The organism is Phenylobacterium sp. LH3H17 (assembly GCF_024298925.1).
Lineage (GTDB): Bacteria > Pseudomonadota > Alphaproteobacteria > Caulobacterales > Caulobacteraceae > Phenylobacterium.
This window is the reverse complement of the sequence record NZ_CP101283.1, coordinates 4135864-4160070: the sequence shown is the minus strand read 5'-3', so window position 1 is coordinate 4160070 and position 24207 is coordinate 4135864. Positions and strand designations below refer to the sequence as shown.

The following is a 24207-nucleotide window of genomic DNA, read 5'->3' as shown; positions in this document are numbered from 1 at the left end:
CCGGTTTCCCTCGGTCAGGCTTGGCGTGCGACACGAGCGCGACGCCACCGTAACTTGTGCGGCGCTCGCGGATCGGCGCAGTGTGAGGGTTCGCTTCCGGTTGGAAAGTGCTCCGCATGCGTCTCGTCCTTGTCCTTTGCGCCGCCCTGGCCGCGACCCCCGCCCTGGCCGCCGCGCCGCCCACCGACGAGGCGCGGTGGTGGGGCCACGTGGAGACCCTGGCCGGACCGGAATTCGAAGGCCGGCTGACCGGCAGTCAGGGTCATGCGAGGGCGGCCGCCTACGCCGCCGGCCAGTTCAAGGCCTATGGGCTGCAGCCGGCGGGAACCGACCTCTACCTGCAGCCGGTCACCTTCGCGGTGCAGAAGATCGACGCCGCCCGGTCGAGCGTCGTTCTGACGGCCGGGTCGCAGATCGCGCCGCTGCAGGTCGGCCCTGACATCATCCTGGGCTCACGCGTCCCGCAAAGGCCCAAGGTGGAAGCGCCCCTGGTGTTCATCGGCTACGGCCTGCACCTGCCCGAGATCGGCGTCGACGACTTCGCCAAGCAGGATCTGAAGGGCAAGATCGCCGTCTATATCAATGGCGGGCCGGGCGACATCTCCGCGGCGCTCAAGTCTCACTCCCGCGGCGCCCAGACCTGGCGCGCGGCCGAGGCCGCCGGCGCCGTGGGCCTGATCTCGCTCACCAGCCCCAAGACCGCCGAGGCGCCCTGGACGCGCAATATCGAGAACTCGGTGCAGCCAGGCATGTACCCGGCCGACCCGTCCCTGCAGGACGCGGCGGCGCCGAAGTTCTCGGCCTCGTTCAACCCGGCCACCGCCGAGAAGCTGTTCGCCCGCTCCGGCCACAGCTTCGCCGAGGTCCTGGCCCTGGCCGACGCGGCCAAGCCGATGGACGGCTTCGACCTGAAGGTCGGCCTCAAGGCCGATGTCGCGGCCACCGTCTCGGCGGTCACCTCGCAGAACGTCGTCGCCAAGCTGCCGGGCTCCGACCCCACGCTCGCCGCCGAGCATGTGGTGATCACCGCCCATCTTGACCATCTGGGGCTGAACGAGACCGGCAAGGGCGCGCCCTACTATCCCGGCGCCATGGACAACGCCTCGGGCGTGGCCAGCGTGCTGGAGGTCGCCCGGCAGATGGCGGCCGCCGAGATCAAGCCGAAGCGCTCGGTGCTGTTCGTCCTGGTGACCGCCGAGGAGAAGGGCCTGCTGGGCTCGAAATACTTCGCCGAACGCCCCAGCGTGCCGAGGGGTTCAGTGGTCGCGAGCCTCAACATGGACATGGCCCTGCCGCTCTGGCCCTTGACCTCGGTGATCGTCCTGGGGGCGGACGATAGCACCCTGGGCGACGCCGCCCGCGCGGCGGCCAGGGACCAGGGGCTCGAGGTGGTGGCCGACCCCTATCCGGACCGCAACTCGTTCATCCGCTCCGACCAGTACAGCTTCATACGCGTCGGCGTGCCGGCGCTCGCCTTCAAGTTCGGGTTCAAGCCGGGGACGCCGCAGGCGGAGATCGAAAAGGCCTGGCGGTCCAGCCGCTATCACGGCCTGGCCGACGACCTCAGCCAGCCTGTGGAGCGGGCCGAGGCGGTGAAGTTCAACGCCTACATGGCCGCCGTCGTCCTGCAGGCGGCCAACGCCCCCAAGCGGCCGGCCTGGAAGGACACCAGCTTCTTCAAGCGGTTCGCCGACTAAGGCGCTCCGGCGCGCAAGCTGCTAAGACCGATCCTTCGACGCGAACCCAGGATTTCCGATGCTGCTCCACCTCTCCACCTGGCAAGAGATCGAGACCTATCTCGAACACTCCAAGAGCGTGGTGATCCCGATCGGCTCCAACGAGCAGCACGGGCCGACGGGGCTCCTGGGCACCGACTGGCTGTGCCCGGAGATCATCGCCCACGAGGCCCAGAAGACCTCCGACCTGCTGATCGGGCCGACCTTCAGCATCGGCATGGCCCAGCACCATCTGGGCTTTCCGGGGACCATATCGCTGCGGCCCTCGACGTTCATCGCCGCCATCGGCGACTGGGTGCGCTCGCTGCACGCCCACGGCTTCGAGAAGATCTATTTCCTGAACGGCCACGGCGGCAACGTCGCCACCATCGAGGCGGCCTTCTCGGAGCTCTACGCCGAGGCGAGCTTCGCCCGGGTCGAGCGCGGCTTCTCCTGCAAGCTGAAGAACTGGTGGGAATTGCGCGGCGTCCTGGCGCTCGCCAACCGCCAGTTCCCCACCGGTCACGGCAGCCACGCCACCCCCTCGGAGATCGCCGTCACCCAGTGGGCCTATCCCGACCACATCAAGACCGCGAACTACGCGCCGCAGATCGCGCCCACCGGTCCGATCCGCGAGGCCAAGGACTTCCGCGCCCGCTATCCCGACGGCCGCATGGGCTCCGACCCTGGCCAGGCCACCCCGGAAAAGGGCGGCGAGTTGGTGGCGATGGCGGCCCAGGGCCTGATCGCCGACGTGGCGGAGTTCGTCGCCGAGCCGTTCCCGGCGCGGGGATAGGAGGTCGGAGTCAAAGTCCCCCTCAGTCGGCTTCGCCGACAGCTCCCCCAGAGGGGTAGCATCTGTCGTTTTGCGCTGACCTAGATCCTCCCCCAGCGCGAAGCGCGGTTTGGGGGAGGTGTCGCGTCGCCCTCTCCGGCGACGTGACGGAGGGGGCCTGGCCCTACACGGCGTAAGCGATGGCCCTACCGCGGGATGTCGCGGATCTTGGTCAGGGCCACCTGCCGGTAGACGGCGGTGATCTCGAAATACTGGCGGAAGACGGCGTGGAAATGGTCCACGGCCTGCTTCACGCCGGGGCCGCCGATCTCGCTCTCGTCGTGCCAGTAGTCGTCCAGCACCATCATGCCGCCGATATCGAGCAGGGCCGCGCAATAGGCCAGGTCGACGCCCACCGCCCACGCGGTATGGGAGCCGTCGATATAGATGAGGTCCAGCTTCTCGCCGGCCTCAAGCATCTTGGGCAGTTCGTAGGTGGAGAAGCCCTTTCGGGCGGTGAGCTTGTCGAACTTCAGCTTGGCCACGTTGCGCTGGAAGCGCGGCTCGACGGCCAGGTACTTCTCTTCCGGATTGAGCTCTTCGTCGAACCAGGGGTCGATGACCGTGACGTCCAGCCGGGCGGGCAACAGCCAGTCCATGAAGGCCAGGTTCTTGCCCTCATAGGCGCCGATCTCGAGATAGCGGATCTGGCCCTTGTCCTTGGCGAACTCGCGCAGCAGGGGCGAGACGAAGCGGAAATTGTTGTCGGCCCAGGCCTCGGTGAACTCGAAGCCCTTGGTGTCGCAGTGGGCGGCGAAGGCCGCGGCCTCCTCGTCGGCGCGCGGGGTGGCCAGCATGGTCCTGGCGAATTGCGGCGCGAACCGTCCGTTGAACGTCGCGAGCGCGCGAAGGGCGTCGGCCATGAGAGCCTCTCCTTGAAGTCGCGCCACGGTTTAGCTGGTAGGCGTTAAGGAAGCTTCTCAGGCGGTGACGATGCGAGCCCCGATGACCGCCACGGGCCAGGGACTGAGACGCTCGTCGGCGCAGGGCCCGGCGACGCAGACTCCGTCCAGGGGCCGGAACAGGGCGGCGTGGCCGCCACAGAGGATCAGGTCGCCCTCGCGGGTCAGGTAGCGGTCGTCCCAGGCGGCCAGCGGCCAGCCGGCGTGGGGGCAGGAGTCCACATAGCCCCGCACCTGGTCGCCGACCCGCACCACGAAGCCGGCGAACATCAGCCGCTCATGGCGGAAGCGAAAGCCCTTCGATCCAGGATCGGACAGGTCGGTCAGGGCGCAGAGGTCCTGGCCGGCCGCGGGCCGGGCGAGATTGTCCGGGCCGTCGCGGGTCACCCCAGGGTTCCCAGGGTGGGCTTGAAGGCGGTGACGTGCACATGGTCGAACAGGCCCGCCTGCCGGTAGGGGTCGCCGGTGCTGAAGGCCTGGGCGGCGGCGAGATCGTCGGCCTCGATGAAGATGATCGAGCCGGCCATGTCGCCCTTGTCGTCCAGCATCGGGCCGCCGAGGCGGAGCTGGTCGCGGAAGCCGCCCACATAGGCCAGATGGGCCTCGCGGGTCGCCATGCGCAGGGGCAGGGAGTTCGGCTTGTCGACGCAGAACAGGGCGAAGAGCGGCATGGCGGTTCCTATCGTTCTGTCTTGAGGGGGCGCGAGAGCAGGCCCGCGATGGCGTCGTCGACATCGGCCTCGCCGGCCAGGATGGCGGCGACCGCCTCGCAGATCGGGGTCTCGACGCCGAGCTTGGCGGCCAGGGCGCGGACGGCGGGCGCCGAGGCGACGCCCTCGGCCACCGAGACCTTGCCGGCCAGGGCCTGGTCCAGGGTCTGGCCGGCGCCAAGCGCCAGACCGACGCTCATGTTGCGCGATTGGGGGCTGGAGCAGGTGAGCACCAGGTCGCCCAGGCCGCAGAGGCCGGCCACGGTCTCGGCCCGTCCGCCCAGGGCCACGGCCATGCGGGTCATCTCGGCGAAGCCGCGGGTGATCAGGGCCGCGTGGGCGCTGCGGCCCAGGCCCCGGCCCTCGACGATGCCGCAGGCGATGGCCAGGACGTTCTTCAGCGAGCCGCCGATCTCCGCGCCCACCATGTCGGTGGCCAGGTAGGGGCGAAAGGTGGGCGTGGCGATGGCCTCGGCGAGGGCGCGGCCCAGCGTCTCGTCTGGACAGGCCAGGGTGACGGCGGTGGGCAGGCCGCGGGCCACCTCGCCCGCGAAGCTCGGCCCCGACAGCACGGCGGGCGCGGCGCCCGGCAGGGTCTCGGCCAGCACCTCGGTCATCAGTTTCAGGGAGGCCTGCTCGACGCCCTTGGCGCAGAGCAGCATGGGTATCCCGTCCCGGGCGTGGGGCGCGAAGGCCGCGAGGCTGCCGCGCAAGTGCTGCGCGGGGGTGACGTTGAGGATCAGGTCGGCCTGGGCCAGGTCGGCCAGGTTTGCGGTGGCGCGCACCGCCGGATCGAGCGCCACGCCGGGCAGGAAGATGGGGTTCTCGTGGATGCCGTTGATCCCGGCCACCACCTCGGGCTCGCGCGCCCAGAGCGTGACCGAGAGACCGGCCCGCACGCAGACCAGGGCCAGGGCCGTGCCCCAGGCTCCGCCGCCGATGACGCCCGCGCTTTTCATGCCTTGGCGCCCTTTCGGCCGTGAACGTGGATGGGATTGGCCAGCGCCGCGGCGGCGTCCAGCGGCCAGCGCGGCCTGGCCGGCGCGTCCAGCGGGTCGCTGATCCCGAGCGCCAAGCGCTCGGCGCCGGCCAGAGCGATCATGGCGGCGTTGTCGGTGCAATAGGCCAGTGGCGGGGCGTCGAAGGAGAAGCCCTGAGCCTCGGCGGTCTCCTTGAGCTTGGCGCGCACCGCGCCATTGGCCGCGACCCCGCCGGCGACCACGAACCGCAGCGAGCGTCCCTCATGTCGGCGAGCATAGGCGACCATGGCGCGGTCGGTGCGCTCGGCCAGCTGGCGGGCGATGGCGGCCTGGACCGCGGCGGCGAGGTTCTTGCGGGCGGGTTCGTCGGTCACGGTCTCCGCCAAACGCGCGGCGGCGGTCTTCAGGCCCGAGAAGGAGAAGTCGAAGCCATCGCGGCCCAGCAACGCGCGGGGCAGGGTGAAGGCCGAGGCGTCGCCGCCCACCGCCAGTTCTTCGAGCGCCGGGCCGCCGGGATAGGGCAGGCCAAGGGTCTTGGCGATCTTGTCGAAGGCCTCGCCCGCCGCGTCGTCGATGGTGGTGCCCAGCCGGCGGCAGGCGCCCACCCCGGCGACCTCCAGCAGTTGGCAATGGCCGCCCGAGACCAGCAGCAGCAGGAAGGGATAGGGAATGTCGGCGGCCAACCGCGCGGAGACCGCATGGCCCTCCAGGTGATTGACCGCCACCAGCGGCAGGCCTCGCGCCAGGGCCACGGCCTTGCCGAAGGACAGCCCCACCATCACCCCGCCGACCAGGCCCGGCCCGGCGGTGGCGGCGACGCCCGAGAGCTCGCCGTAGCTGAGGCCGGCGGTCTTGAGCGCCTCGGCGGTGATCGCGTCGATGGTCTCCACATGGGCGCGGGCGGCGATCTCCGGCACCACGCCGCCATAGGGCGCGTGGTCGGCGATCTGCGTTCCGACGATGGAGGACAGCACCGTCACGTGGCCGTCGGCGTCCAGGCGCACGACCGCCGCGGCGGTCTCATCGCAGCTGGTCTCCAGGCCAAGGACGGTCAGCGATGCGGTCATTCAGTTGCGGCCTGCGGTCCCGTCCTGTAGCGGACGGGCTCTTCCTTTCGTTCGCCGAGGTAGACCGCGCATCGTGCCCATGCAACCGCCCGTCCGCATCGGGGCCCGCGGGTCCAAGCTCTCCCTGGCCCAGGCCGGGATCATGCAGCGTCGGATCGCCGCCGCCCTGGGCGCCGATCCCAGCGACGCCGACGCAGTCGAGCGGGTCGCCCCGCTGATCGTCATCACCACCTCCGGAGATCGTATCCAGGACCGCCGGCTGCTGGAGGTGGGCGGCAAGGGCCTGTTCACCAAGGAGATCGAAGAGGCCCTGCTCGACGGCCGCATCGACTGCGCGATTCATTCGCTGAAGGACATGCCCGCGGCCCTGCCGGACGGGCTGTGCATCGCCGCCATCCCCGAGCGGGAGGATCCCCGCGACGCCTTCCTCAGCCCCAAGGCCCAGCGCATGGAAGACCTGCCCCAGGGCGCGATCCTGGGCACGGCCTCCCTGCGACGCCAGGCCCAGGCCCTGCACAGGCGGCCCGACCTCGACGTCCAGATGCTGCGCGGCAATGTCGACACCCGGTTGGCCAAGCTGGCGGCCGGGGACGCCGACGCGATCCTCCTGGCCTTGTCTGGCCTGAAGCGCCTGGGGCTGGGCCATCTGCCGCAGAGCCTGCTCGACCCCGTGGAATGCCCGCCGGCCCCAGGTCAGGGCGCCCTGGCCATCGAAACCCGGCTCGCCGACATCGGCGCGCCCTGGCTGGAGGCGATCCGCCATGCGCCCAGCGCCGTGGCCGTGGCGGCCGAGCGTGGCGCGATGGCCGCGCTGGAGGGTTCGTGCAAGACCGCCATCGGCGCTTTCGCCCGCCTGCAGACCGGCGGCCTGCACCTGATCGTCGAGGCCCTGTCGCAGGATGGCGTCCACCGGTTCCGCCGCGAGGGCTCGGCCGAACTGTCCTCGGCGCGCGATCCGCAGGAGGCGGCGCGGGCGCTCGGTCTCTCCCTTGGGGAGGCGATCGCCGAGGAAGCTGGCGATTTGATCCTGCCGCCGCATTGATTCCCGCGGCGTCCGCCGTCAGGGTTGCGAACGGTGAAGGTTCTCTCCCCTGCCATGAGTAAGACGCCCCGACGGATATGGATCACCCGCGCCCAGCCGGGTGCGGCGGCGACGGCCGCCCGCGTGCGCGACATGGGGCACGAGGCCTTCGTGGCGCCGCTGCTGGAGATGCGGACCCTCCCAGACGCGGTGATCGACCTCGAGGGCGTCGGATCGCTGGCCTTCACCAGCTCAAACGGGGTGCGGGCCTTCGCCGAGCTTACCAAGGACCGTTCCCTGCGGGTGTTCGCGGTGGGGCAGGCCACGGCCCAGGCGGCCAAGGCCGTGGGGTTCAAGCGCGTGCTGTCGGCCGACGGCGACGTCGCGGCCCTGGCCGAGGGGATCGCGGTGCGCCGCGCCGAGCTGACCGGGGCGGTGCTGCATCCCGGCGCGGCCGAATTGGCCGGCGACCTGGCGGGGGTCCTGGCGCGCAACGGCATCGAGGCCCGGCAGGCTGTGCTCTACGACACGGTGGCCGCGACGCTGGACGAAAAGACCCTTGCGGCCCTGCCCGGACTGGACACGGCCCTGGTCCATTCGCCGAAGGCCGCCGAGGCCCTGGCCGCCCTGCTGCGAGCCCAACCCCTGCCGCAATTGCGGGTTCTGTGTCTCTCCAAGGCGGTGATGAAGCCCTTGGCCCGGGCCAAGGTCGCCGCGCGGGTTTTCTCGCCCTTCCCCCTCGAAGCGGCGCTGCTGAATCTGATAGACCGTTAGGCCATGAGCGTGTCGCCCGATCCTGCCGAGCTCTCCGCCCCCCGCGATCCGGGGTCGTACGGCCGCGCGCGGGTGATGGGCCCGGCCTTCTGGGCGATGATCGTCTTCGGCCTGTTGTGCATCGTCGCAGGCTACGTCCTGGCCAGCTTCGGGCCCCGGCTGTTCCCGGCCAGGCCGCGCCCCGCCGCCGAAGCCGTGGGCTTATCCAGCCCAGCCCCCGTGCAGCCCGCGGCTGCGGTCCTGACGCCGGCGGATCCGGAGCCGGCGCTCGACGCCGGGACGCCGTCGGCCGACCTCGCGCGCCTGGCGGAGCGGCTCGAGACCCTGGAAGGACAACAGACCCGCGCCGCCCAAGCCGCGGCCGGGGCGCTCGCCGCCGCGGCCCTCATGGAGGCGGCCCAGACCTCGCGGCCCTTCCCTGGCGAGCTCGCCGCTCTTGCCGCCGTCGCCCCGCCCTCGGCCGATCTGCGCTCGCTCCGATCCTATGCCGAGCAGGGCGCGCCCAGCCGCGCCGCCCTGGCGGCCAGCTTCCCGGACTACGCCGCGCGTGCGGCCGCCGCGGCGCGTTCGCCGCAGGAGGACGCCGGCCTGCTGGCCCGCATCGGTCACGCCCTGTCGCGAATCGTCACCCTCCGCCGGGTAGGCGACGTGCCGGGAACCGGCGTCGACGCCGTCCTGGCCAAGGCCGAGCTCCAGGTGGAGGAGGGCGACATCGTCGCGGCGCTGAACACCCTCGACGGTCTGCCGTCCGCCGGCAAGACGGCGCTCGCCCCCTGGCGCGTGCGGGCCGAGCGGCGGGCCGACATCGACCGACGGATCGCCCAGGTCCGCGCCCTGGCGCTGGAGGACCTGGCCGGTCTCGCCCGGAGCGGCGGATGATTCGCACGGCCATCATCTTCTTCCTGGTGGCGGCGCTGGCCACCGCCATCCTGGCCATGACCGGCGAGCCCGGGCACGCCACCCTGGTCTGGCTGGGCTGGCGCGCGGACATGACCGCCGCGGCCTTCGTGCTGATCACCCTGTTCGCGGCCCTGGCCGCCATGATCGGCTGGCGGCTGCTGCTCTGGGTGGCGGAGACTCCGCGCCGGACCGAACGCGCCAGGGCCGAGGCCCGCCGCCGGCAGGCCAATGAGGTGCTGACCCGCGGCTTCCTGGCGGCTGCGGCCGGCGATGGGCTGGAGGCGAGGCGCCTGGCGCTGAAGGCCGCCGATCTCGCCGACGAGGCGCCCGGCCTGGTTCGGGTCCTGGCCGCCCACGCCGCCGATGCGGCCGACGATCCGGTCGCCGTCCAGGCGGCCTATTCGGCCATGCTGGGCTTCCCCGAGATGCGGCTGGCCGGTCACCGGGGCCTGATGCAGGCCGCCCTGGCCCAAGGCGACCGCGCCGCAGCCCTCAGCCACGCCGAGCAGGCCTACGGCCTGGCGCGCACCGCCCGCTGGGCCTGGCGCGCCCTGCTGGAGGCGAGGCTCGAAGCCGGTGACTGGGACGGGGCGCTCGATCTGGTGAAGGGTGCGCTCGCCCGCAAGATCGTCTCTCCCATCGTCGCCGAGCGGGCCCGCGCCGCCCTGCTGGCCGCCTCGGCGGCCCAGCTCGAAGGGTCCGCAGATCCCAAGGCCCGTGGCCAGGCCCAGGACTTCGCGGTCGAGGCCGCCAAGCTGCAGCCCGGCTTCGCACCCGGCGTGGTCATGGCCGCGCGCCTGCTCGCCGCCGACAACAAGGCCGGCCGCGCCGCCCAGGCCCTGGAAAGCGCCTGGAGGGCCGCGCCGCATCCCGCCCTGTGGCTGGCCTATCGCGACCTGAAGACCGACGAGACCCCCCGCCAGCGCGCCGGGCGCCTGGCCGAACTCGCCCAACTGAACCCCGAGGCGCGCGAGAGCCGCATCCTGGTGGTTGAGCAGGCCCTGATCGCCGGCGACGCGGACCGGGCGTTGAACGCGGCGCGGATCCTGGAGACCGAACCCCTCACCGCCCGGACCGCCGGCCTGCTGGCGCGCGCGCACTTCGCCGCCGGCCAGCCGGACGAGGCGCGGGTCTGGATGGCGCGCGGGGTGTCGGCCGCCCAGGAGCCCGACTGGTCCGACCTCGACCCGGAGGGCCGCGCCTTCGCCTATCAACCGGCCGACTGGGCCCGGCTGGTGGCCAGCTACGCGGAAACCGGCGAATTGCTCCACCCCCGCCACGAACGGCGCGAGCGGACCATGAGCGAGCTGCCGCAATTGCCTATTTCCTACGCGGATTCCGCGGCCTTTCTCTCGGCGCATGAGGGTGCGCAGGCGTCGCCCTATCCGATCGGCGAAGGCGTCTACGAAGACGAGGAGCCGCCGGCGCCCATCCCCCCTCGGGCCGGAGAACGTCGCTCGCAAGCGAGGCGGCGCTTGGCGAGCGCGCCGAGAGCCGCTAAGTAGGCGCTCGCTCGCGAACCGCAGGGTCCGCGACAGCCTTCGGGCCGCCTTAGCTCAGCCGGTAGAGCGGCGCATTCGTAATGCGTAGGTCAGGTGTTCGAGTCACCTAGGCGGCACCACCCCTGCCCTGAAATTGCACGGCAATCGGGCCAAATAACACCATTCGTCGAACAAAACGCACGTATTTGGGGAATCCCGTTGCGGTGCGGCATAGGTTCGGATTTAACCAATTGTGAACCACTGAGTTACGGGCGGGCTACTTGCGTCCGGGGGGCGTTACTCGGAGGGGCATTGGACATGTGGTTTATGGAGGGCTCCCAAGTGAGCAACTTTAAGAAGATTTTGGCCGGAGCCGTTTTCGCGGCCACGGCCACGGTCGTGGCGACTGCGGCTAGCGCCGCCGTCATTGTGACTTCGACGAATGGTCCCGACGCCCTGCCGCTTCCGGCCGGTCAGACGGTCCTGCTGGACTTTGAAAGCGGTCCCTATCCGCTTAGCGTTCTGTCGGGCAACTACAGCATCCAAACGGGCGGCCTGCCCAACCAGTACGCCGCGCCGTGGCAAGACCTGACGAACTTCATCGTCGTTCCGGCGACCGGTTCGCCTTCGCCGCAGTCCGCCACGATCCACGTTGGCAGCCTGATCAGCGGTCCGGTCCACACCTTCAGCTTCTACTGGGGGTCGAACGACCAGTTCAACGAGGTCCGCCTGCACACCGCCGGCGGCACCACGATCATCCCGGGCTCGGGCTCCGGCCAACAAGGCCTGCCGCAGACCAACCAGCGCTATAACTTCACGCTGAGCGGCCTCGACACCCAACTGGTCGGGATCGAACTTTACTCGAACGGGAAGGCCTTCGAGGCCGACGATTTCGCGTTCAAGTCAGGCGTTCCTGAACCCGCCACCTGGGCGATGATGATCATGGGCTTCGGCGGCGTCGGCTCCATGGTGCGCAGTGCGCGCCGTAAGCAAGCGGCCATGTTCGCCTAAAGCGTTTGACCGAACAAGAGAAGGCGCCGCCGATCTCACGATCGGCGGCGCTTTTTTGTTCGCAATCCACAAGACACCCGACGCGGCCCAGCCGCGCCGGTTCGCTCGCGTCCCTACGTCTTAGGGACGGCGGACGGAGTGGCCGGAGTGGTCGGAGCCGGGGCGCCGGGCTTGGCGGCCGGGGCGGCCGACTTGCCCGCTGGGGCCTTCGGGGCCGGCTTGGGCTTGTAGGCCTCGTTGTACTGGATCTTGGACGCGGCCCCCTTCTCCAGGATCTCCATCTTCTTGCCGACGGATTCCTGGACGCGGAGGCTCTTCAGGCCGGCCAGGGCGTAGGTCACCGCCCGATCGCCGACGAAGGGCGTGGAGCGAGTGTCGCGGATCTGGTTGACGATCACCGCGCCGGGGCGCGGGAAGACGAAGATCTCGCCCGGCGGCAGCTTCTCGAGGGTGGTGATGAAGGCCGGCGGCGCATTCAGCGTGTCCAGGACCACCGTGGTGCGCTGGAAGTCGAGATTGTTCGCCCGGAAGACGGCCTCGACCTGCTCGAGGGTGGTGGTCGGCTCCAGCTGCTTGCTGACCGCGGGGCTGATGGGGGTGGTGACGATCTGATCGACCACCATGACCCGGCGGTTGGCGAACATGGCCGGGTGCTCGGCCACGAACTTCTCGGCCTCGGCCTTCGGTGGATCGGCGATCCCTTGGGACATCTTCTTCTGCATCATGCCGGCGAGCAGGTTCTCCTCGGCGCGGTCGCGCTGCTGGGAGAACGCCGGCGTCTTGTCGAGCTTCTCCTCCTTGGCCTGTTGGACGAGGAGTTTGCGCAGGATGATCTGCTTCAGGGCCGCCTGCTCGGCCTGCTTGCGCTGGGTGGCGTCGGCGATCTGCACGCCGGCCAGTTCAGCGTTGAGCTCCATGGCCGTGATTTCCTCGCCGTCGACGGTGGCGACCACCTGGCCCTTCGGCGCCTTGTCGCCTCCCAGGCCGCAGCCGCTGATCGCTACGCTGGCGAGCAGGGCCGCGCCATGGGTCCAAGTCAACTTCATGGGTTCTCTCCCCCGGAATTCATGTACGTGGCAAGGCATCTCGCCCGCGTGTCGTTAGAAGAATACTACCGCTGGCAGTCTTGACCAGCCGTTCGCCCTGTTAAGCGATAAAGATGTTCAAGCGGTTGCCATTATTCGACGACTTCGCGGCGAAACGTCGAACACCTTTCCTGTTGCATGGGGGCGATGGACGGGAGAGAACGCCCGGCGCCCGCGCGCGCTGGGCCATCTCGGAACCGCCGCCATGACCGACGAGCCTCGACGCCGCCCGATCCTGAAGCTGAAGAATCCGCCCAAGGTGATCGTGCCGGGCGCGCCCGCGCCGCCGCCTCCGCCGCCTCCGGCTCACGAGTGGAAGTGCAAGCCGTGCGGGGCCGGGCTGTCGGTCGCCCCCGGGCTGGAGGACGCCGCCGAGGTCCGCTGTCCCTCCTGCAACGCCAAGCTGGGGACGGCCGGAGACTTCCGCGCCGACCCGCCGCCCGCCAGGCTGAGGGCCCGGCCCGCAAAACGGTGATCCCGACAGCGGCGCAGCTCGTCGCCGGGGATGCAGGTCCCGCCCCCCGCCGCGCGGCCTAGAGCTGACTCATGACCGGGCCGATCTCGTCGTGCAGGACCAGGTCGGCATGGATGTCCTGGTCCGTCGGCTCGCGGTTGACGATCGCCAGGCGCGCCCCGTTGCGCTTCGCCAGGAGCGGGAAGCCGGCCGCCGGATAGACCACCAGGGATGATCCGAGCACCAGGAAGAGGTCGCAGTCGAGGGTCGCGGCCTCGGCCCGGGCCATGGGCTCGGAGGGCATGGCCTGGCCGAAAGAGATGGTGGCCGATTTCACAAGGCCGCCGCAGTCGCGGCAGGCCGGTATGACCCCGCGCTCCAGGAAAGCGTCCCGGAAGTCGTCGAATTCGTGGCGCAGCCCGCAGGCCAGGCAGCGGGCGTAGTGGGCGTTGCCGTGCAGTTCGACGATCTGGTCCGCCGGCACGCCGGACTCCTGGTGCAGGTTGTCGACGTTCTGGGTGATGACGGCGGTGACCTTGCCCTCCGCCACCAGCCGCGCCACCGCCGCGTGCCCGGCGTTGGGCTTGGCTCCCGTCCATCGCGCCGCGCCCGAGAAGGTTCGCGTCCAGGCTTCCCGCCGCTTCGCCTCGTCGGCGACGAAGTCCTGGAACCTGATCGGGGTCATGCGGCTCCACACCCCGCCCGGACTGCGGAAGTCGGGCACGCCCGATTCAGTGGAGATGCCGGCGCCCGTGAACACCACAACCTTGCCCGCCTGCGCGATCGCCCGTGCGAGATCGCGGCGCGAGGCGGGGCTGCCGCGTGTTGAGAGTTGATCCATGGCCGTCGCGCCCCTTTCGGCGACATAGGAGCGCCCGGCGAGCCTGCTGGCAACCAGCGGAGCCAGGCCATCAACCGCCCGAGCGCGGTCGACCGCGTCGTTAATCAGATGGATCAGGTTAGGCCGCAAAATGGCGCCATGGTCGAACAGTCCACCGCCGCCAGCCAGACCCTCGCCAACAAGGCGATCGAACTCGCGCGCCTCATGGGGCAGTTCACCATCGGGGCGGCCTCGCCCCAGACCGCCGCGCGCAGGCCCGCCGCTTCGTCGGCCGCAAAGCCCTTGCGCGCAAGGGCCTATGCCACCCGCGGAAGCGCCGCGGTGAAGCACGAGCCGGCGTTCGAGGCCGACAGCTGGGAGGAGTTCTGATGGAAATTTCGACGTCGCGCATCCCGTCCCCCGGGGCGGAACTGATCTCGGTCCGAATCGGCGATCAGGCCTACGCCATCGACATCATGGCCGTGCGCGAGATTAGGGGTTGGACCGCGGCGACCCCCTTGCCGCACGCCCCGCCCCATGTCCTGGGCATGATGAACCTGCGCGGGGCGATCCTGCCCGTCATCGATCTCGGCGCCCGACTCGGTCTCGGCGCGGCCGAGCCCGGCCCCTCCTCGGTGGTGGTCGTGGCCCAGATAGGCGACTCCCAGATGGGCCTCGTGGTCGATGCGGTCTCCGACATCCTCACCGTCACCGAGGGCCTGATCCAGCCGGCGCCGTCGGTCGGCAGCGTGGAATCGACCACCTATGTGGCCGGGGTGATGACCACCGACACCGGCATCGTCTCGCTGCTGTCCCTCGACCACATCCTCCCGCCCGACGTTCAGGCGACGGCGGTCGCCGCCGCCGCGGCCTGACAACCCCCTTCCGCGTACCAGGACACACCCCCAAAGATGCTGGCCCGCTCGTCGATCACCGCAAAACTCACCTGGGCGACAGCCTGCGCTATGGGCGCCACGGCCGCCGCGGCCTGGGGACTGGCCGCAGCCAAGATCGGCGGCATGATGCTGATCGGGGGCGGGATCGCGGTTGGACTCCTGGCCCTGTTCGCGCTCTCCGTCGTTTTTCGCGGCCTGGTCAAGACGCCGCTGGTCGAGATCTCGGCCTCGGTCGCCGAACTGTCGGCCGGGCGCTACGAGAAGCCCGTGCATGGCCTGGAGCTGAACGGCGAGACCGGCGTCCTGGCCCGCGCCCTGGACGTCCTGCGCCATGACCTCGCCGAGGCCCGCGCCGTGCGCGCCGGCCGCGAAGCCGCCAGCACGGCAGCCGAGACCGAACGCCATCGCCTGTCGTCCGAACGGTCTGCCGTCTCCCAGCACCAGGCGGTGGTCGTCGCGGCCCTGGCCGACGGCCTGGCGCGGCTGGCGCATGGTGACCTGACCGCCCGCGTGGAGCAGGAGGTGGCCCCGGAATACGAGCCTCTGAAGCACGACTTCAACGTGGCCATGAGCCAATTGCAGAACACCATGGGCGTGGTGGTCGGGGCGACCTCAAGCATGCGCTCCGGCGCCGACGAGATCAGCCGCGCCGCCGACGACCTCTCCCACCGCACCGAGCGCCAGGCCGCCAGCCTGGAAGAAACCGCCGCGGCCCTCGACGAGATCACCGAGACCGTCCGCCGGACCGCCGAAGGCGCCACCCACGCCCGCGGGGTGGTCGAGACGGCACGCGTCAACGCCGCCCAGAGCGCAGAGGTGGTCCGAAAGGCCACCGCCGCCATGGGCGAGATCGAGGGCTCGTCGCGCCAGATCGAGCAGATCATCGGGGTGATCGACGAGATCGCCTTCCAGACCAACCTCCTGGCCCTGAACGCTGGGGTGGAAGCCGCCCGGGCGGGAGACGCCGGCCGCGGCTTCGCCGTCGTCGCCTCGGAAGTCCGGGCCCTGGCCCAGCGCTCGGCCCAGGCGGCAAAGGAGATCAAGGCCCTGATCCACGCCTCGGGCGAGCAGGTCGGCCACGGGGTGAGCCTGGTGGCCGAGACGGGCAAGGCCCTGCAGGTGATCGTCAGCCAGGTGGCTGAGATCAACGGCATCGTCTCGGAGATCGCCTCCAGCGCCCAGGAGCAGGCGACCGGGCTCCATCAGGTCAATGCCGCGGTCAACCAGATGGACCAGGTGACCCAGCAGAACGCCGCCATGGTCGAGGAATCCACCGCCGCCAGTCACGCCCTGGCCAATGAAGCGGTGGAACTCGCCAAGCTGATCGGCCAGTTCCGGACACACGACGGCGAGCCGATCCAGGCCTCCGCCCCGCCCGTCCGCGCCCGCGCCGCCCAGGGCGGCTCGCCGCGCCTGGCCGTGGTCGGCCGCCAGGACAGCTGGGAAGAATTCTAGGCGCGGGGCCGGCGCCCAGGTTTTGGGCGGGCTCCGCAAGATTGTGCCTGCACACCGGGCAGAGAGTCATGTAGCCAGGGTCGTCGAACCGCATTCTGGGGGCTAGGCGGCATGTCTTACCTGAGACGCGTAATTGGGTTGATCACCCTGGCCATGGTCGCGACTCCGGCCTGGGCGCAGGACGCCGCGCCCGCCGCCGATCCCGCGGCCACCGCCTGGATCCTCAGCGCCACGGCCCTGGTGCTGTTCATGACCTTGCCCGGCCTGGCGCTCTTCTATGCGGGCCTGGTGCGCTCGAAGAACGTGCTGTCGGTGATGATGCATTGCGTGGGCATCGCCTGCCTGGCCTCGGTGCTGTGGCTGTTCGGCGGCTACAGCCTGGCCTTCTCCGGGACCCATCCGCTGGTCGGCGACCTGGCCAAGTTCGCCCTCGTCTCGGTCGGCCGCGACGCGGTCACAGGCGCCCTCCCCGAGAGCGTGTTCTTCGGCTTCCAGATGACCTTCGCCATCATCACCCCGGCCCTGATCGTCGGCGCCTTCGTCGAGCGGATCAAGTTCTCGGCCGTCATGCTGTTCTCCGGCCTGTGGCTGCTGGTGGTCTATGCGCCGGTCTGCCATTGGGTCTGGGGCGGCGGCTGGCTGGCCTCCATGAAGGTCATGGACTATGCGGGCGGGCTGGTGGTCCACGCTACGGCGGGGGTCTCGGCCCTGGTGATCGCCTGGCGGCTCGGTCCGCGCGACGGCTTCCCGCGCGATCTCTCCCCGCCGCATAATCCGGGCATGACCATGATGGGCGCGGCTATGCTGTGGGTCGGCTGGTACGGCTTCAACGCCGGTAGCGCGCTCGCCGCCGACGGAGCCGCGGGCTCGGCCCTGATCGCCACCCACCTGTCGGCCGCTACAGCCGGGCTGGTCTGGGCGTTGATCGAGTGGGTCAAGTACAAGCGCGCAAGCATGATCGGCCTAGTGACCGGCGTGGTGGCCGGCCTGGCTACCGTCACGCCGGCCTCGGGCTTCGTGGGCCCGCTGGGCGGGGTGATCCTGGGCGCCGTGGGCAGCTTCGTCTGCTACCAGGCCGTCGATTTCGTGAAGAGCCGACTCAAGGTCGACGACAGTCTCGACGTGTTCGCGGTCCACGGGGTGGGCGGCATCCTGGGAACCTTGCTGGTCGCGGTGCTGGCGGCCCCTGAGCTCGGCGGGGCGGGTTATGCCGAGGGCGTCGACATGGGCTCCCAGGCGCTCACCCAGGTCATCGGCGTGGCGGCGGTCAGCGCCTGGTCGGCCGTGGCGACCCTGGTGCTGGTCTTCGTGGTCCGCCGGACGGTCGGGCTACGCGCCTCGGCCGAGGCGGTGGAGGACGGCCTCGACCTCGCCAACCACGGCGAGCGGGCCTATCCCTGAGGCCGCGCGCCGAAGGCGGCTTCCAGCGCCGCCTCGTCCAGGCCCTCGACCTCCAGCATCTTCAGCCGCGCGGTCTCGCCCGAAACAATGCGCACGGAGGACTTGGAGACCTTCAGGGTCTTGGCCAGGAACGCCGTCAGGGCGGCGTTGGCCTCGCCATCGGCCGCCGCGGCGCTGACCCGCACCTTCAGGTAGGTCCGGCCGCCCGGATCCAGGGCCCAGCCGTCGACCGCGTCCCGGCCGCCCTTGGGCGTCACCCGGACCGGCAGCCGCATGGGCCTAGACGACGAGGTTCAGCAGGGCGCCTTGCGCCGCCGGCAGCAGGTAGCGCTGGATGCCGCTGATCACCAGGATGGCGATGATCGGGCTGATGTCCACATTGCCCAGCGGCGGGATGATCTTCTGGAACGGCGCCAGCACCGGCCGCGTCACCGCGTCGAGGAACTTGGCGATCCCATAGACGAACTGGTTGCGCAGGTTGATCACGTCGAAGGCCACCAACCAGGAGAGGATGGCGCTGGCGATCATGGCGAAGACCAGGAGGCTCAGCAGGCTATCGAGGATGAAGAAGACGAATCCGATCAGCGCGATCATCGAGGTTTCCAGCAGGGAATGACCGGCCCTGTATCGTCTGGCCGCCCTTCCGTGGCAAGCCGCACGCTTCTGCGGCTTGACAGACCGGGGCTCAGACCCCTAATTCCGCGCCTCCTGGGGCCGTAGCTCAGTTGGTAGAGCGCCTCGTTCGCAATGAGGAGGTCAGGGGTTCGACTCCCCTCGGCTCCACCAGGAACCTTGCCGACATCGCTGTCAGGCGTCGACCACGTCGTCGACGTTCATGCGCCGATAGCGGGCCTCGGCGAAGGCGAAGAGGCCGAAGGCCATGAGACCCAGCGCGGTCAGGGCGAGGATGGCCCCCCCGAACGGCTGGCGCTCCAGGGCGTCCAGCGCCGCGCCCAGTCCGCCCTGCGCCTCGCCCGCCCGGGTGTTGAGGCCCGCCAGCATCAGGAAGCCGCCGGCCGGCAGGAAGGCCACGCCGCGGGCAAAATAGCCGACGCGGCCCAGCAGGCTCACCCAGCGCCCGACCTTGCGGTCGCAGGACATCTGCTTGCTGAAGTCGTTGGTCGCCGCCTGCCAGATGTTGCCGACGCCGACGCCCAGCACGAACAGGCCCACGGCGATGACCATCAACTCGCCGCCGGGCAGGGCCAGGGCGGTCTCAAGGCCCTCGCGGGTTTTTGCCTGGTCGTCCACCTCACGCAGGTCTTCGAGCGCGTCGATCAGGCCGTACACCGAGAACCCCAGCGAAGCGTAGACGACGCCGCTGATCGCCTGGCCGGCCCGGGAGGCCAGGGCCTTGAGCTTTCGTCCCTGCCGGTCGGCGTCGAAGACGGACTGCAGTGCGCGCCAGGCGGCGAAGCCGAAGAGGCCGGCTCCGATCAGCCACAGCAGGACCAGGCCCAGCGGCCAGTCGGCCCAGGCCTCCAGCGCGCCCATGGCCCCCTCGGCCTTCGGCGTGCGGTCCAGGGCCGCCAGCAGGGCGATGAAGCCGATACTCACATAGACAAAGCCTCGCGCCACATAGCCCGCGCGGCAGACCAGTTCGATGGCCGCGGCGAGCGGATGGTCATGCAGGGTGCGCCGATAGCTGGCGAGCGCGTGGGTGGTCACGGACAGCCCCTTTCAGGTGGAACCGTCCCCGAACGTGGCCCTGGCCGGCTCGGTTCCCGTCGCCAGGGCTAGGCGGCGCGCACGGGGTTGGTCGTCTCGGCGAAGGTCACCGGCAACTTCAGGAAGACCCGTCCCGAGGCGGACGGCTCCGGCATGGCGCCGGCACGGATGTTCACCTGCAAGGATGGAAGGATCAGGGTCGGCGGCGCGAGCGTCGCGTCGCGGGCCTGCCGCATCCGCACGAAGGCGGCTTCGTCGACCCCGTCGTGGACGTGGATGTTGCCGGCGCGCTGCTCGGCCACCGTGGTCTGCCACCGGAAGCTGTCGCGCCCAGGCGGCAGGTAATCGTGGCCGACGTAGACGCGGGTTTCCGGCGGCAGGTCCATCAGCTTGCGGATCGACCGATAGAGGGTCGCGGCGTCGCCGCCGGGAAAGTCGGCCCGCGCGGTTCCGTAGTCAGGCATGAACAGGGTGTCGCCGACGAACGCCGCGTCGCCGACCAGATAGGTGACGCAGGCCGGCGTGTGCCCCGGCGTATGCAGGACCGCGATCGAATTCGCGCCAAGCGGCAACACGTCGCCTTCCTTGAGCAGGATGTCGAACGCAGCCCCGTCGGCCGAGACGTCGTCGGCCTCGAACAGCGGGATGAACGCCTTCTGGACGCGAGTGATCTCGGCGCCGATCACCACGCGGGCGCCGGTCTCGCGGCGAATGTAGTCCGCGGCGGAAAGGTGGTCGGCGTGGGCGTGGGTTTCCAGCACATAGGCCAGGGTCAGCCCTTGGTCGCGGACGGCGGCCAGGACCCTGTCGGCCGACGCCGTGGAGAGCACCGCGCCCTTCGGTTCGAAGTCCAGGACCGGGTCGATGATGGCGGCGGTTTTCGTGGCCGGGTCGATGACCAGGTAGGTGGCGGTGGACGTGGCGGTGTCGAAAAAGGCCTGAACGTCGGGCGACATGAGGTGAACCTCCTAGGGTCTCCTGTATATATGGAATTGCTAAATTAGATTCAATGAATATATTGACCGTATGCTCGATCTCCCGACCATCGACATCATCCGGTTCGAGGCCAGCGCATCCGAAGCCGCGAAGCTTCTGCGTGCGCTGGGCAACGAGCGGCGTCTCATGATCCTGTGTCAGCTCGCGGACGGCGAGCGATCTGTCGGGGAGCTGCGGCCCTTGGTCGGCCTCTCGCAGTCGGCCCTGTCGCAGCACCTGGCCGTCCTGCGTGAGGAAGGCGTCGTCGCCACCCGCCGGGAGGCCCAGACCATCTGGTATAGGATCGAGAACCCCGCTGCTCTCAAGGTCGTGGCGACGCTCGCCGAGATATTCTGCCCGGCCGAGGCGAAGAAGACCCCGATGCCCAGCACTGCTGAGACTTGATCGATGGACCCATTCGTCACCAGCCTGGCGCTCGCGGCCGCCGGCGGCGCCGTGATCGGTCTGCTGCTGTCGGTGTTCGGCGGCGGCGGGTCCGTGCTGGCGACGCCCTTGCTGATCTATGTGGTCGGGATCGAGGACACTCACGTGGCGATCGGCACCTCGGCCGCCGCCGTGGCTGTCAACGCCCTGATCGGCCTGGCGACCCAGGCGCGCGCCGGGCGGGTCAAGTGGCCCTGCGCCCTGGTCTTCGGCGGGGCGGGCCTTGCCGGCTCCCTGGTCGGCGCGCACCTGGCCAAGCTGGTCGATGGCGGACAACTGCTGCTTTGGTTCGCCGCCGCCATGGGCCTGGTTGGCGTTTCGATGCTCTTGCCGCGCAAGTCGCAGGGCGACCCGACCGTCCATCTGGACGTGGCGCGGACCTTGAAGCTCGCGCCGCTTGGGCTGATCGTCGGCCTGGCGGCGGGTTTCTTCGGAATCGGCGGGGGCTTCCTCATCGTTCCGGGTCTGATGGCGGCCACCGGCATGACGCTCGCCAACGCCGCGGCGTCGTCCCTGGTCTCGGTCGTGCTTTTCGGCGGCGCGACGAGCGCGAGCTACGCCGCCTCTGGCCTGATCAACTGGCCGGTCTTCCTCTGCCTGGTGGCGGGGGGCGGCATCGGCGCCTTGGCAGGCGGCCCTATCGCTCAACGCCTTGCCAGCCAGGCGGACATCGCCCGCCGCGCCTTCGCGATCATGGTGCTGCTGACCGCCGCCTACGTGGCGTTCCGCACGCTTACCTAGTGCGCATCGTCCCAGTTGGCCGCGGCGCGGGCCTCGACCACCAGGGGCACGCTGAATGACACCGCCGGCTCGGCCGCCCGCTCCATGACCCGCTTCGCCACCGCGATCAGGGCCTCCGCCTCGGCCTCCGGCGCCTCGAAGACCAGTTCGTCGTGGACCTGAAGCAGCATCCGAGCCGAGAGCCCCTCGGCCTTCAGCGCCGCGGGCATGCGGATCATGGCGCGGCGAATGACGTCCGCCGCGGCGCCCTGGATCGGGGCGTTGATCGCCGCCCGGTCGCCGAAGGCCCGCTCGGCGGCCGACTTGGAGTTCACCGCCGGGATATTGACCTTCCGCCCGAAGACGGTGGTCACGAACCCTTGCGTCCGCGCCATCTGCTTGGTGCGGTCCATATAGGCGCGGATGCCGGGGAAGCGCTCGAAATAGGTCTTGATATAGGCCCCGGCCTCGTCCTGCGGGATCGACAGCTGGTTGGCCAGGCCGAAGGCCGAGATGCCGTAGACGATGCCGAAATTGATCGCCTTGGCGCGCCGCCGGGTCTCGGCGGGCATGCCCTCGATGGGCACGCCGAACATCTCCGAGGCCGTGGCCGCGTGGATGTCCAGGCCCTCCATGAAGGCCTTCTTCAGCTGGGGAATGTCGCCCACATGGGCGAGGATCCGCAGCTCGATCTGGCTGTAGTCGGCGCTGACCAGCACATTGCCGGGCTCGGCGATGAAGGCCTTGCGGATCCGCCGCCCCTCCTCCGTGCGGATCGGGATGTTCTGCAGGTTGGGATCCGACGACGACAGCCGCCCGGTGGTGGTCGAGGCCAGGGCATAGGAGGTGTGGACCCGGCCCGTCCGCGGGGCGATGGCCGGGATCAGGTTGTCGGTATAGGTGCCCTTGAGCTTGGAGAGCTGGCGCCAGTCCAGCAGGACGCGGGGCAGTTCATGGCCCTTGGCCGCTAGGTCCTCCAGCATCGAGGCGTCGGTCGAGGCGGCGCCCGTGGCGGTCATTCGGCCCGAGGCGAGCCCCATCTCCTGGAACAACAGGTCGCCGATCTGCTTGGGCGAGCCCAGGTTGAACGGCCGGCCGGCGAGCCTGTGGGCCTCGAGCTCCAACTCTCCCATGCGCACCGAGAAGTCGTTGGAGAGCTGGCGCAGGCGCTCGGGATCGACCTTGATCCCGTGGTTCTCCATCTCCGCCAGCACGGTGGGCAGCTTGCGCTCCAGGGTCTCGTAGACGGTGAGCAGGCCCGCAAGGATCAGTCGGGGCCGCAGCAGCAGCCACAGCCGCAGGGTGACGTCGGCGTCCTCGGCGGCGTAGCAGGTGGCCGGCTCCAGCGGCACGTGCTTGAAGCTCTTCTGGGTCTTGCCGGTCCCGGTGACGGCCTTGAACTTGATCGGCTCGTGGTCGAGCCACCGCTTGGACAGCTCGTCCATGCCGTGGCTCTTGTGAATACCGGCCTCCAGAACGTAGCTGATCAGCATGGTGTCATCGATCGGCGTGACGTCGATCCCGTAGCGCGACAGGACCGCGATGTCGTACTTGGCGTTCTGCGCCACCTTCAGGACTGCCGGGTCCTCCAGCAGCGGCTTCAGACGCGCCATCACCTCTTCACAGGGGATCTGCTCGATCTCGGCCGGGGTCTCGAATTCCAGCCCGCCCGCGCCCTCGTGCTCGTGGCCCACGGGGATGTAGCAGGCCTCGCCCGGCGCCACGGCCAGGGAGACGCCGCAGAGATTGGCGTTGGCGGAGGACAGCGCGTCGGTCTCCGTGTCGAAGGCCACCACGCCCAGGGCGCTGGCGCTGGCGATCCAGGCGTCGAGGGTGGCGAGGTCGCGCACACAGACATAGGCGTTGGTGTCGATGGGGCCGTGGTCGCCGGCCACGGGCTGGGGGGCCGGAGCGGTCGCCGCCGGGGCCGCCGTCCCGCCGCCGGCCACGCGCCGGGCCAGGCTGCGGAACTCCATCTCCTCGAGGAATTGGGCGAGGGTCGCGGGGTCCGGGTCGGCCACCGCCAGGTCGTCGATCGGCGAGGGCAGGGGGGTGTCGCAGTCCAGCCGCACCAGCTCCCGCGACAGGCGGATCTGGTCGGCGAAATCGATCAGGGTCTGGCGGCGCTTCTCCTGCTTCACCTCGCCGGCGCGGGCCAGGACCGAGTCCAGGTCGCCGTATTCGTTGATCAGAAGGGCGGCGGTCTTGACCCCGATGCCCGGGGCGCCGGGCACGTTGTCGACGCTGTCGCCGCACAGGGCCTGGACGTCGACCACCCGGTCCGGCGTCACCCCGAACTTCTCGAACACCTGCTCGGCGCCGATCTTCAGGTTCTTCATGGTGTCGAGCATCCAAACTCGGGGCCCGATGAGCTGCATCAGGTCCTTGTCGGACGAGATGATCACCACTTCGCCGCCGGCGTCGCGGACCTTGCAGGCATAGGCCGCGATCAGGTCGTCGGCCTCGTAGCCGGGCAGCTCCAGGCAGGGCACGCCGAAGGCGCGGGTGGCGTCGCGCATCAGCGGGAACTGCGGGATCAGATCCTCGGGCGGCGGCGGGCGGTGGGCCTTGTACTGGTCGTACAGCTTATTGCGGAAGGTCTTCTCCGAATGGTCGAAGATCACCGCCAGGTGGGTCGGAGCCTCTTCCTGGGCCTTCATGTCCACCAGCAGCTTCCACAGCATGTTGCAGAAGCCCGAGATCGCCCCGATGGGCAGGCCGTCCGACTTCCGCGTCAGGGGCGGCAGGGCGTGATAGGCGCGGAAGATGAAGCCCGACCCGTCCACCAGATAGAGCCGGACCGCCGGTCCGTCCTGGGTGTGGTCGCGGGGAAGGTCGTCGAGGGGCGGCGGGGCGGCGTCGAGGGTCTCGGTCATGGTGGGGAAGATAGGCG

At 70.0% G+C, this 24207-nt stretch carries 26 protein-coding genes and 2 tRNA genes; 16 read left to right on the top strand and 12 right to left on the bottom strand.

Going from position 1 to position 24207, the window contains the following annotated elements:
• The first annotated feature begins 116 nt into the window (after positions 1-116).
• Together M9M90_RS20620 and M9M90_RS20615 are read left to right on the top strand one after the other, a co-directional pair.
• Positions 117-1697, top strand: coding sequence for a M28 family metallopeptidase (locus tag M9M90_RS20620; RefSeq protein WP_254835097.1), 1581 nt, complete (start codon positions 117-119; stop codon positions 1695-1697).
• A gap of 58 nt (positions 1698-1755) precedes the next feature.
• The gene (locus tag M9M90_RS20615) at positions 1756-2511 is read left to right on the top strand and encodes a creatininase family protein (protein ID WP_254835096.1); all 756 of its coding nucleotides are present in this window, start codon (positions 1756-1758) and stop codon (positions 2509-2511) included.
• A gap of 185 nt (positions 2512-2696) precedes the next feature.
• Here the strand turns inward: M9M90_RS20615 and M9M90_RS20610 are convergent, their stop codons facing one another.
• The 5 genes from M9M90_RS20610 to tsaD are packed head-to-tail and all read right to left on the bottom strand — an operon-like array spanning position 2697 to position 6209.
• Positions 2697-3413: a class I SAM-dependent methyltransferase gene (locus M9M90_RS20610; RefSeq protein WP_254835095.1), complete on the bottom strand. Its 717-nt coding sequence runs from the start codon at positions 3411-3413 to the stop codon at positions 2697-2699.
• A gap of 57 nt (positions 3414-3470) precedes the next feature.
• A complete protein-coding gene (locus M9M90_RS20605; protein WP_254835094.1) occupies positions 3471-3839 on the bottom strand; it encodes a Rieske 2Fe-2S domain-containing protein in 369 nt (122 codons plus the stop codon).
• Positions 3836-4123: a YciI family protein gene (locus M9M90_RS20600; protein ID WP_254835093.1), complete on the bottom strand. Its 288-nt coding sequence runs from the start codon at positions 4121-4123 to the stop codon at positions 3836-3838. The genes M9M90_RS20605 and M9M90_RS20600 overlap by 4 nt, the downstream gene beginning before the upstream one ends.
• Positions 4124-4131: 8 nt before the next feature.
• Positions 4132-5121, bottom strand: coding sequence for an NAD(P)H-dependent glycerol-3-phosphate dehydrogenase (locus tag M9M90_RS20595; RefSeq protein WP_254835092.1), 990 nt, complete (start codon positions 5119-5121; stop codon positions 4132-4134).
• Positions 5118-6209 (bottom strand): tRNA (adenosine(37)-N6)-threonylcarbamoyltransferase complex transferase subunit TsaD, encoded by a 1092-nt coding sequence (gene tsaD / locus M9M90_RS20590; RefSeq protein ID WP_254835091.1) that lies wholly within the window; start codon positions 6207-6209, stop codon positions 5118-5120. Before tsaD ends, M9M90_RS20595 begins: the two co-directional genes overlap by 4 nt.
• Before the next feature lie 73 nt (positions 6210-6282).
• On the opposite strand from tsaD, the gene hemC reads away from it, so the two are divergent.
• From hemC to M9M90_RS20560, 6 genes are all read left to right on the top strand, one after another.
• Positions 6283-7251, top strand: a complete 969-nt coding sequence (gene hemC, locus M9M90_RS20585; RefSeq protein ID WP_254835090.1) for a hydroxymethylbilane synthase — start codon at positions 6283-6285, stop codon at positions 7249-7251.
• A 54-nt stretch (positions 7252-7305) separates the two neighbouring features.
• Positions 7306-8004 carry a uroporphyrinogen-III synthase gene (locus tag M9M90_RS20580; RefSeq protein WP_254835089.1) on the top strand — a complete coding sequence of 233 codons (699 nt, stop codon included), beginning with the start codon at positions 7306-7308 and terminating at the stop codon, positions 8002-8004.
• Positions 8005-8007: 3 nt separating this feature from the next.
• Entirely contained in the window at positions 8008-8883 is an 876-nt protein-coding gene (locus tag M9M90_RS20575; protein WP_254835088.1) for a COG4223 family protein, read from the top strand.
• Positions 8880-10409, top strand: a complete 1530-nt coding sequence (locus tag M9M90_RS20570; RefSeq protein WP_254835087.1) for a heme biosynthesis protein HemY — start codon at positions 8880-8882, stop codon at positions 10407-10409. The genes M9M90_RS20575 and M9M90_RS20570 overlap by 4 nt, the downstream gene beginning before the upstream one ends.
• A 40-nt stretch (positions 10410-10449) precedes the next feature.
• Positions 10450-10525 (top strand) — tRNA-Thr (locus tag M9M90_RS20565).
• A gap of 172 nt (positions 10526-10697) precedes the next feature.
• The gene (locus M9M90_RS20560) at positions 10698-11396 is read left to right on the top strand and encodes a PEPxxWA-CTERM sorting domain-containing protein (RefSeq protein ID WP_371876883.1); all 699 of its coding nucleotides are present in this window, start codon (positions 10698-10700) and stop codon (positions 11394-11396) included.
• A 113-nt stretch (positions 11397-11509) separates the two neighbouring features.
• Here M9M90_RS20560 and M9M90_RS20555 read toward each other — a convergent pair whose 3' ends face one another.
• Positions 11510-12442 carry an EpsD family peptidyl-prolyl cis-trans isomerase gene (locus M9M90_RS20555; protein WP_254835086.1) on the bottom strand — a complete coding sequence of 311 codons (933 nt, stop codon included), beginning with the start codon at positions 12440-12442 and terminating at the stop codon, positions 11510-11512.
• Positions 12443-12686: 244 nt separating this feature from the next.
• On the opposite strand from M9M90_RS20555, the gene M9M90_RS20550 reads away from it, so the two are divergent.
• Entirely contained in the window at positions 12687-12956 is a 270-nt protein-coding gene (locus tag M9M90_RS20550) for a hypothetical protein (protein ID WP_254835085.1), read from the top strand.
• Positions 12957-13014: 58 nt separating this feature from the next.
• Here M9M90_RS20550 and M9M90_RS20545 read toward each other — a convergent pair whose 3' ends face one another.
• Complete coding sequence (locus M9M90_RS20545) at positions 13015-13776, bottom strand: Sir2 family NAD-dependent protein deacetylase (RefSeq protein ID WP_254835084.1); 762 nt, start codon at positions 13774-13776, stop codon at positions 13015-13017.
• A 138-nt stretch (positions 13777-13914) separates the two neighbouring features.
• Here M9M90_RS20545 and M9M90_RS20540 point away from each other — a divergent pair, with 138 nt between their 5' ends.
• From M9M90_RS20540 to M9M90_RS20525, 4 genes are all read left to right on the top strand, one after another.
• Positions 13915-14145 (top strand): hypothetical protein, encoded by a 231-nt coding sequence (locus M9M90_RS20540; protein ID WP_254835083.1) that lies wholly within the window; start codon positions 13915-13917, stop codon positions 14143-14145.
• On the top strand, positions 14145-14630 hold the full coding sequence (locus M9M90_RS20535; protein WP_254835082.1) for a chemotaxis protein CheW: 486 nt from the start codon (positions 14145-14147) through the stop codon (positions 14628-14630). The genes M9M90_RS20540 and M9M90_RS20535 overlap by 1 nt, the downstream gene beginning before the upstream one ends.
• Positions 14631-14666: 36 nt before the next feature.
• Positions 14667-16106, top strand: coding sequence for a methyl-accepting chemotaxis protein (locus M9M90_RS20530; protein WP_371876882.1), 1440 nt, complete (start codon positions 14667-14669; stop codon positions 16104-16106).
• 111 nt (positions 16107-16217) lie between these two features.
• Positions 16218-17507, top strand: coding sequence for an ammonium transporter (locus M9M90_RS20525; RefSeq protein WP_254835081.1), 1290 nt, complete (start codon positions 16218-16220; stop codon positions 17505-17507).
• Here the strand turns inward: M9M90_RS20525 and M9M90_RS20520 are convergent.
• Both M9M90_RS20520 and M9M90_RS20515 read right to left on the bottom strand, forming a co-directional pair.
• The gene (locus M9M90_RS20520; RefSeq protein ID WP_254835080.1) at positions 17498-17782 is read right to left on the bottom strand and encodes a DUF167 family protein; all 285 of its coding nucleotides are present in this window, start codon (positions 17780-17782) and stop codon (positions 17498-17500) included. The genes M9M90_RS20525 and M9M90_RS20520 overlap by 10 nt on opposite strands.
• A 4-nt stretch (positions 17783-17786) precedes the next feature.
• Entirely contained in the window at positions 17787-18101 is a 315-nt protein-coding gene (locus M9M90_RS20515) for a YggT family protein (protein WP_254835079.1), read from the bottom strand.
• A 116-nt stretch (positions 18102-18217) separates the two neighbouring features.
• On the opposite strand from M9M90_RS20515, the gene M9M90_RS20510 reads away from it, so the two are divergent.
• Positions 18218-18293 (top strand) — tRNA-Ala (locus M9M90_RS20510).
• Positions 18294-18314: 21 nt separating this feature from the next.
• Here the strand turns inward: M9M90_RS20510 and M9M90_RS20505 are convergent.
• Positions 18315-19175, bottom strand: coding sequence for a DUF1206 domain-containing protein (locus M9M90_RS20505; protein ID WP_254835078.1), 861 nt, complete (start codon positions 19173-19175; stop codon positions 18315-18317).
• A 68-nt stretch (positions 19176-19243) separates the two neighbouring features.
• Positions 19244-20131, bottom strand: coding sequence for an MBL fold metallo-hydrolase (locus tag M9M90_RS20500; RefSeq protein ID WP_254835077.1), 888 nt, complete (start codon positions 20129-20131; stop codon positions 19244-19246).
• Between the two features lie 70 nt (positions 20132-20201).
• Here M9M90_RS20500 and M9M90_RS20495 point away from each other — a divergent pair, with 70 nt between their 5' ends.
• Positions 20202-20555 (top strand): helix-turn-helix transcriptional regulator, encoded by a 354-nt coding sequence (locus tag M9M90_RS20495; protein ID WP_254835076.1) that lies wholly within the window; start codon positions 20202-20204, stop codon positions 20553-20555.
• Between the two features lie 3 nt (positions 20556-20558).
• Positions 20559-21335, top strand: a complete 777-nt coding sequence (locus M9M90_RS20490) for a sulfite exporter TauE/SafE family protein (RefSeq protein WP_254835075.1) — start codon at positions 20559-20561, stop codon at positions 21333-21335.
• On the opposite strand, the gene polA is transcribed toward M9M90_RS20490, so the two are convergent.
• Positions 21332-24190 (bottom strand): DNA polymerase I, encoded by a 2859-nt coding sequence (gene polA / locus M9M90_RS20485; protein ID WP_254837178.1) that lies wholly within the window; start codon positions 24188-24190, stop codon positions 21332-21334. The genes M9M90_RS20490 and polA overlap by 4 nt on opposite strands.
• Positions 24191-24207: the final 17 nt, after the last annotated feature.

Coding starts and splice junctions, on each gene's coding strand:
- M9M90_RS20620 (WP_254835097.1), top strand. CDS start 117: ATGCGTCTCGTCCTTGTCCTTTGCGCCGCCCTGGCCGCGACCCCCGCC.
- M9M90_RS20615 (WP_254835096.1), top strand. CDS start 1,756: ATGCTGCTCCACCTCTCCACCTGGCAAGAGATCGAGACCTATCTCGAA.
- M9M90_RS20610 (WP_254835095.1), bottom strand. CDS start 3,413: ATGGCCGACGCCCTTCGCGCGCTCGCGACGTTCAACGGACGGTTCGCG.
- M9M90_RS20600 (WP_254835093.1), bottom strand. CDS start 4,123: ATGCCGCTCTTCGCCCTGTTCTGCGTCGACAAGCCGAACTCCCTGCCC.
- M9M90_RS20595 (WP_254835092.1), bottom strand. CDS start 5,121: ATGAAAAGCGCGGGCGTCATCGGCGGCGGAGCCTGGGGCACGGCCCTG.
- tsaD (WP_254835091.1), bottom strand. CDS start 6,209: ATGACCGCATCGCTGACCGTCCTTGGCCTGGAGACCAGCTGCGATGAG.
- M9M90_RS20580 (WP_254835089.1), top strand. CDS start 7,306: ATGAGTAAGACGCCCCGACGGATATGGATCACCCGCGCCCAGCCGGGT.
- M9M90_RS20575 (WP_254835088.1), top strand. CDS start 8,008: ATGAGCGTGTCGCCCGATCCTGCCGAGCTCTCCGCCCCCCGCGATCCG.
- M9M90_RS20570 (WP_254835087.1), top strand. CDS start 8,880: ATGATTCGCACGGCCATCATCTTCTTCCTGGTGGCGGCGCTGGCCACC.
- M9M90_RS20555 (WP_254835086.1), bottom strand. CDS start 12,442: ATGAAGTTGACTTGGACCCATGGCGCGGCCCTGCTCGCCAGCGTAGCG.
- M9M90_RS20550 (WP_254835085.1), top strand. CDS start 12,687: ATGACCGACGAGCCTCGACGCCGCCCGATCCTGAAGCTGAAGAATCCG.
- M9M90_RS20545 (WP_254835084.1), bottom strand. CDS start 13,776: ATGGATCAACTCTCAACACGCGGCAGCCCCGCCTCGCGCCGCGATCTC.
- M9M90_RS20540 (WP_254835083.1), top strand. CDS start 13,915: ATGGTCGAACAGTCCACCGCCGCCAGCCAGACCCTCGCCAACAAGGCG.
- M9M90_RS20535 (WP_254835082.1), top strand. CDS start 14,145: ATGGAAATTTCGACGTCGCGCATCCCGTCCCCCGGGGCGGAACTGATC.
- M9M90_RS20530 (WP_371876882.1), top strand. CDS start 14,667: ATGCTGGCCCGCTCGTCGATCACCGCAAAACTCACCTGGGCGACAGCC.
- M9M90_RS20525 (WP_254835081.1), top strand. CDS start 16,218: ATGTCTTACCTGAGACGCGTAATTGGGTTGATCACCCTGGCCATGGTC.
- M9M90_RS20520 (WP_254835080.1), bottom strand. CDS start 17,782: ATGCGGCTGCCGGTCCGGGTGACGCCCAAGGGCGGCCGGGACGCGGTC.
- M9M90_RS20515 (WP_254835079.1), bottom strand. CDS start 18,101: ATGATCGCGCTGATCGGATTCGTCTTCTTCATCCTCGATAGCCTGCTG.
- M9M90_RS20500 (WP_254835077.1), bottom strand. CDS start 20,131: ATGTCGCCCGACGTTCAGGCCTTTTTCGACACCGCCACGTCCACCGCC.
- M9M90_RS20495 (WP_254835076.1), top strand. CDS start 20,202: ATGCTCGATCTCCCGACCATCGACATCATCCGGTTCGAGGCCAGCGCA.
- M9M90_RS20490 (WP_254835075.1), top strand. CDS start 20,559: ATGGACCCATTCGTCACCAGCCTGGCGCTCGCGGCCGCCGGCGGCGCC.
- polA (WP_254837178.1), bottom strand. CDS start 24,190: ATGACCGAGACCCTCGACGCCGCCCCGCCGCCCCTCGACGACCTTCCC.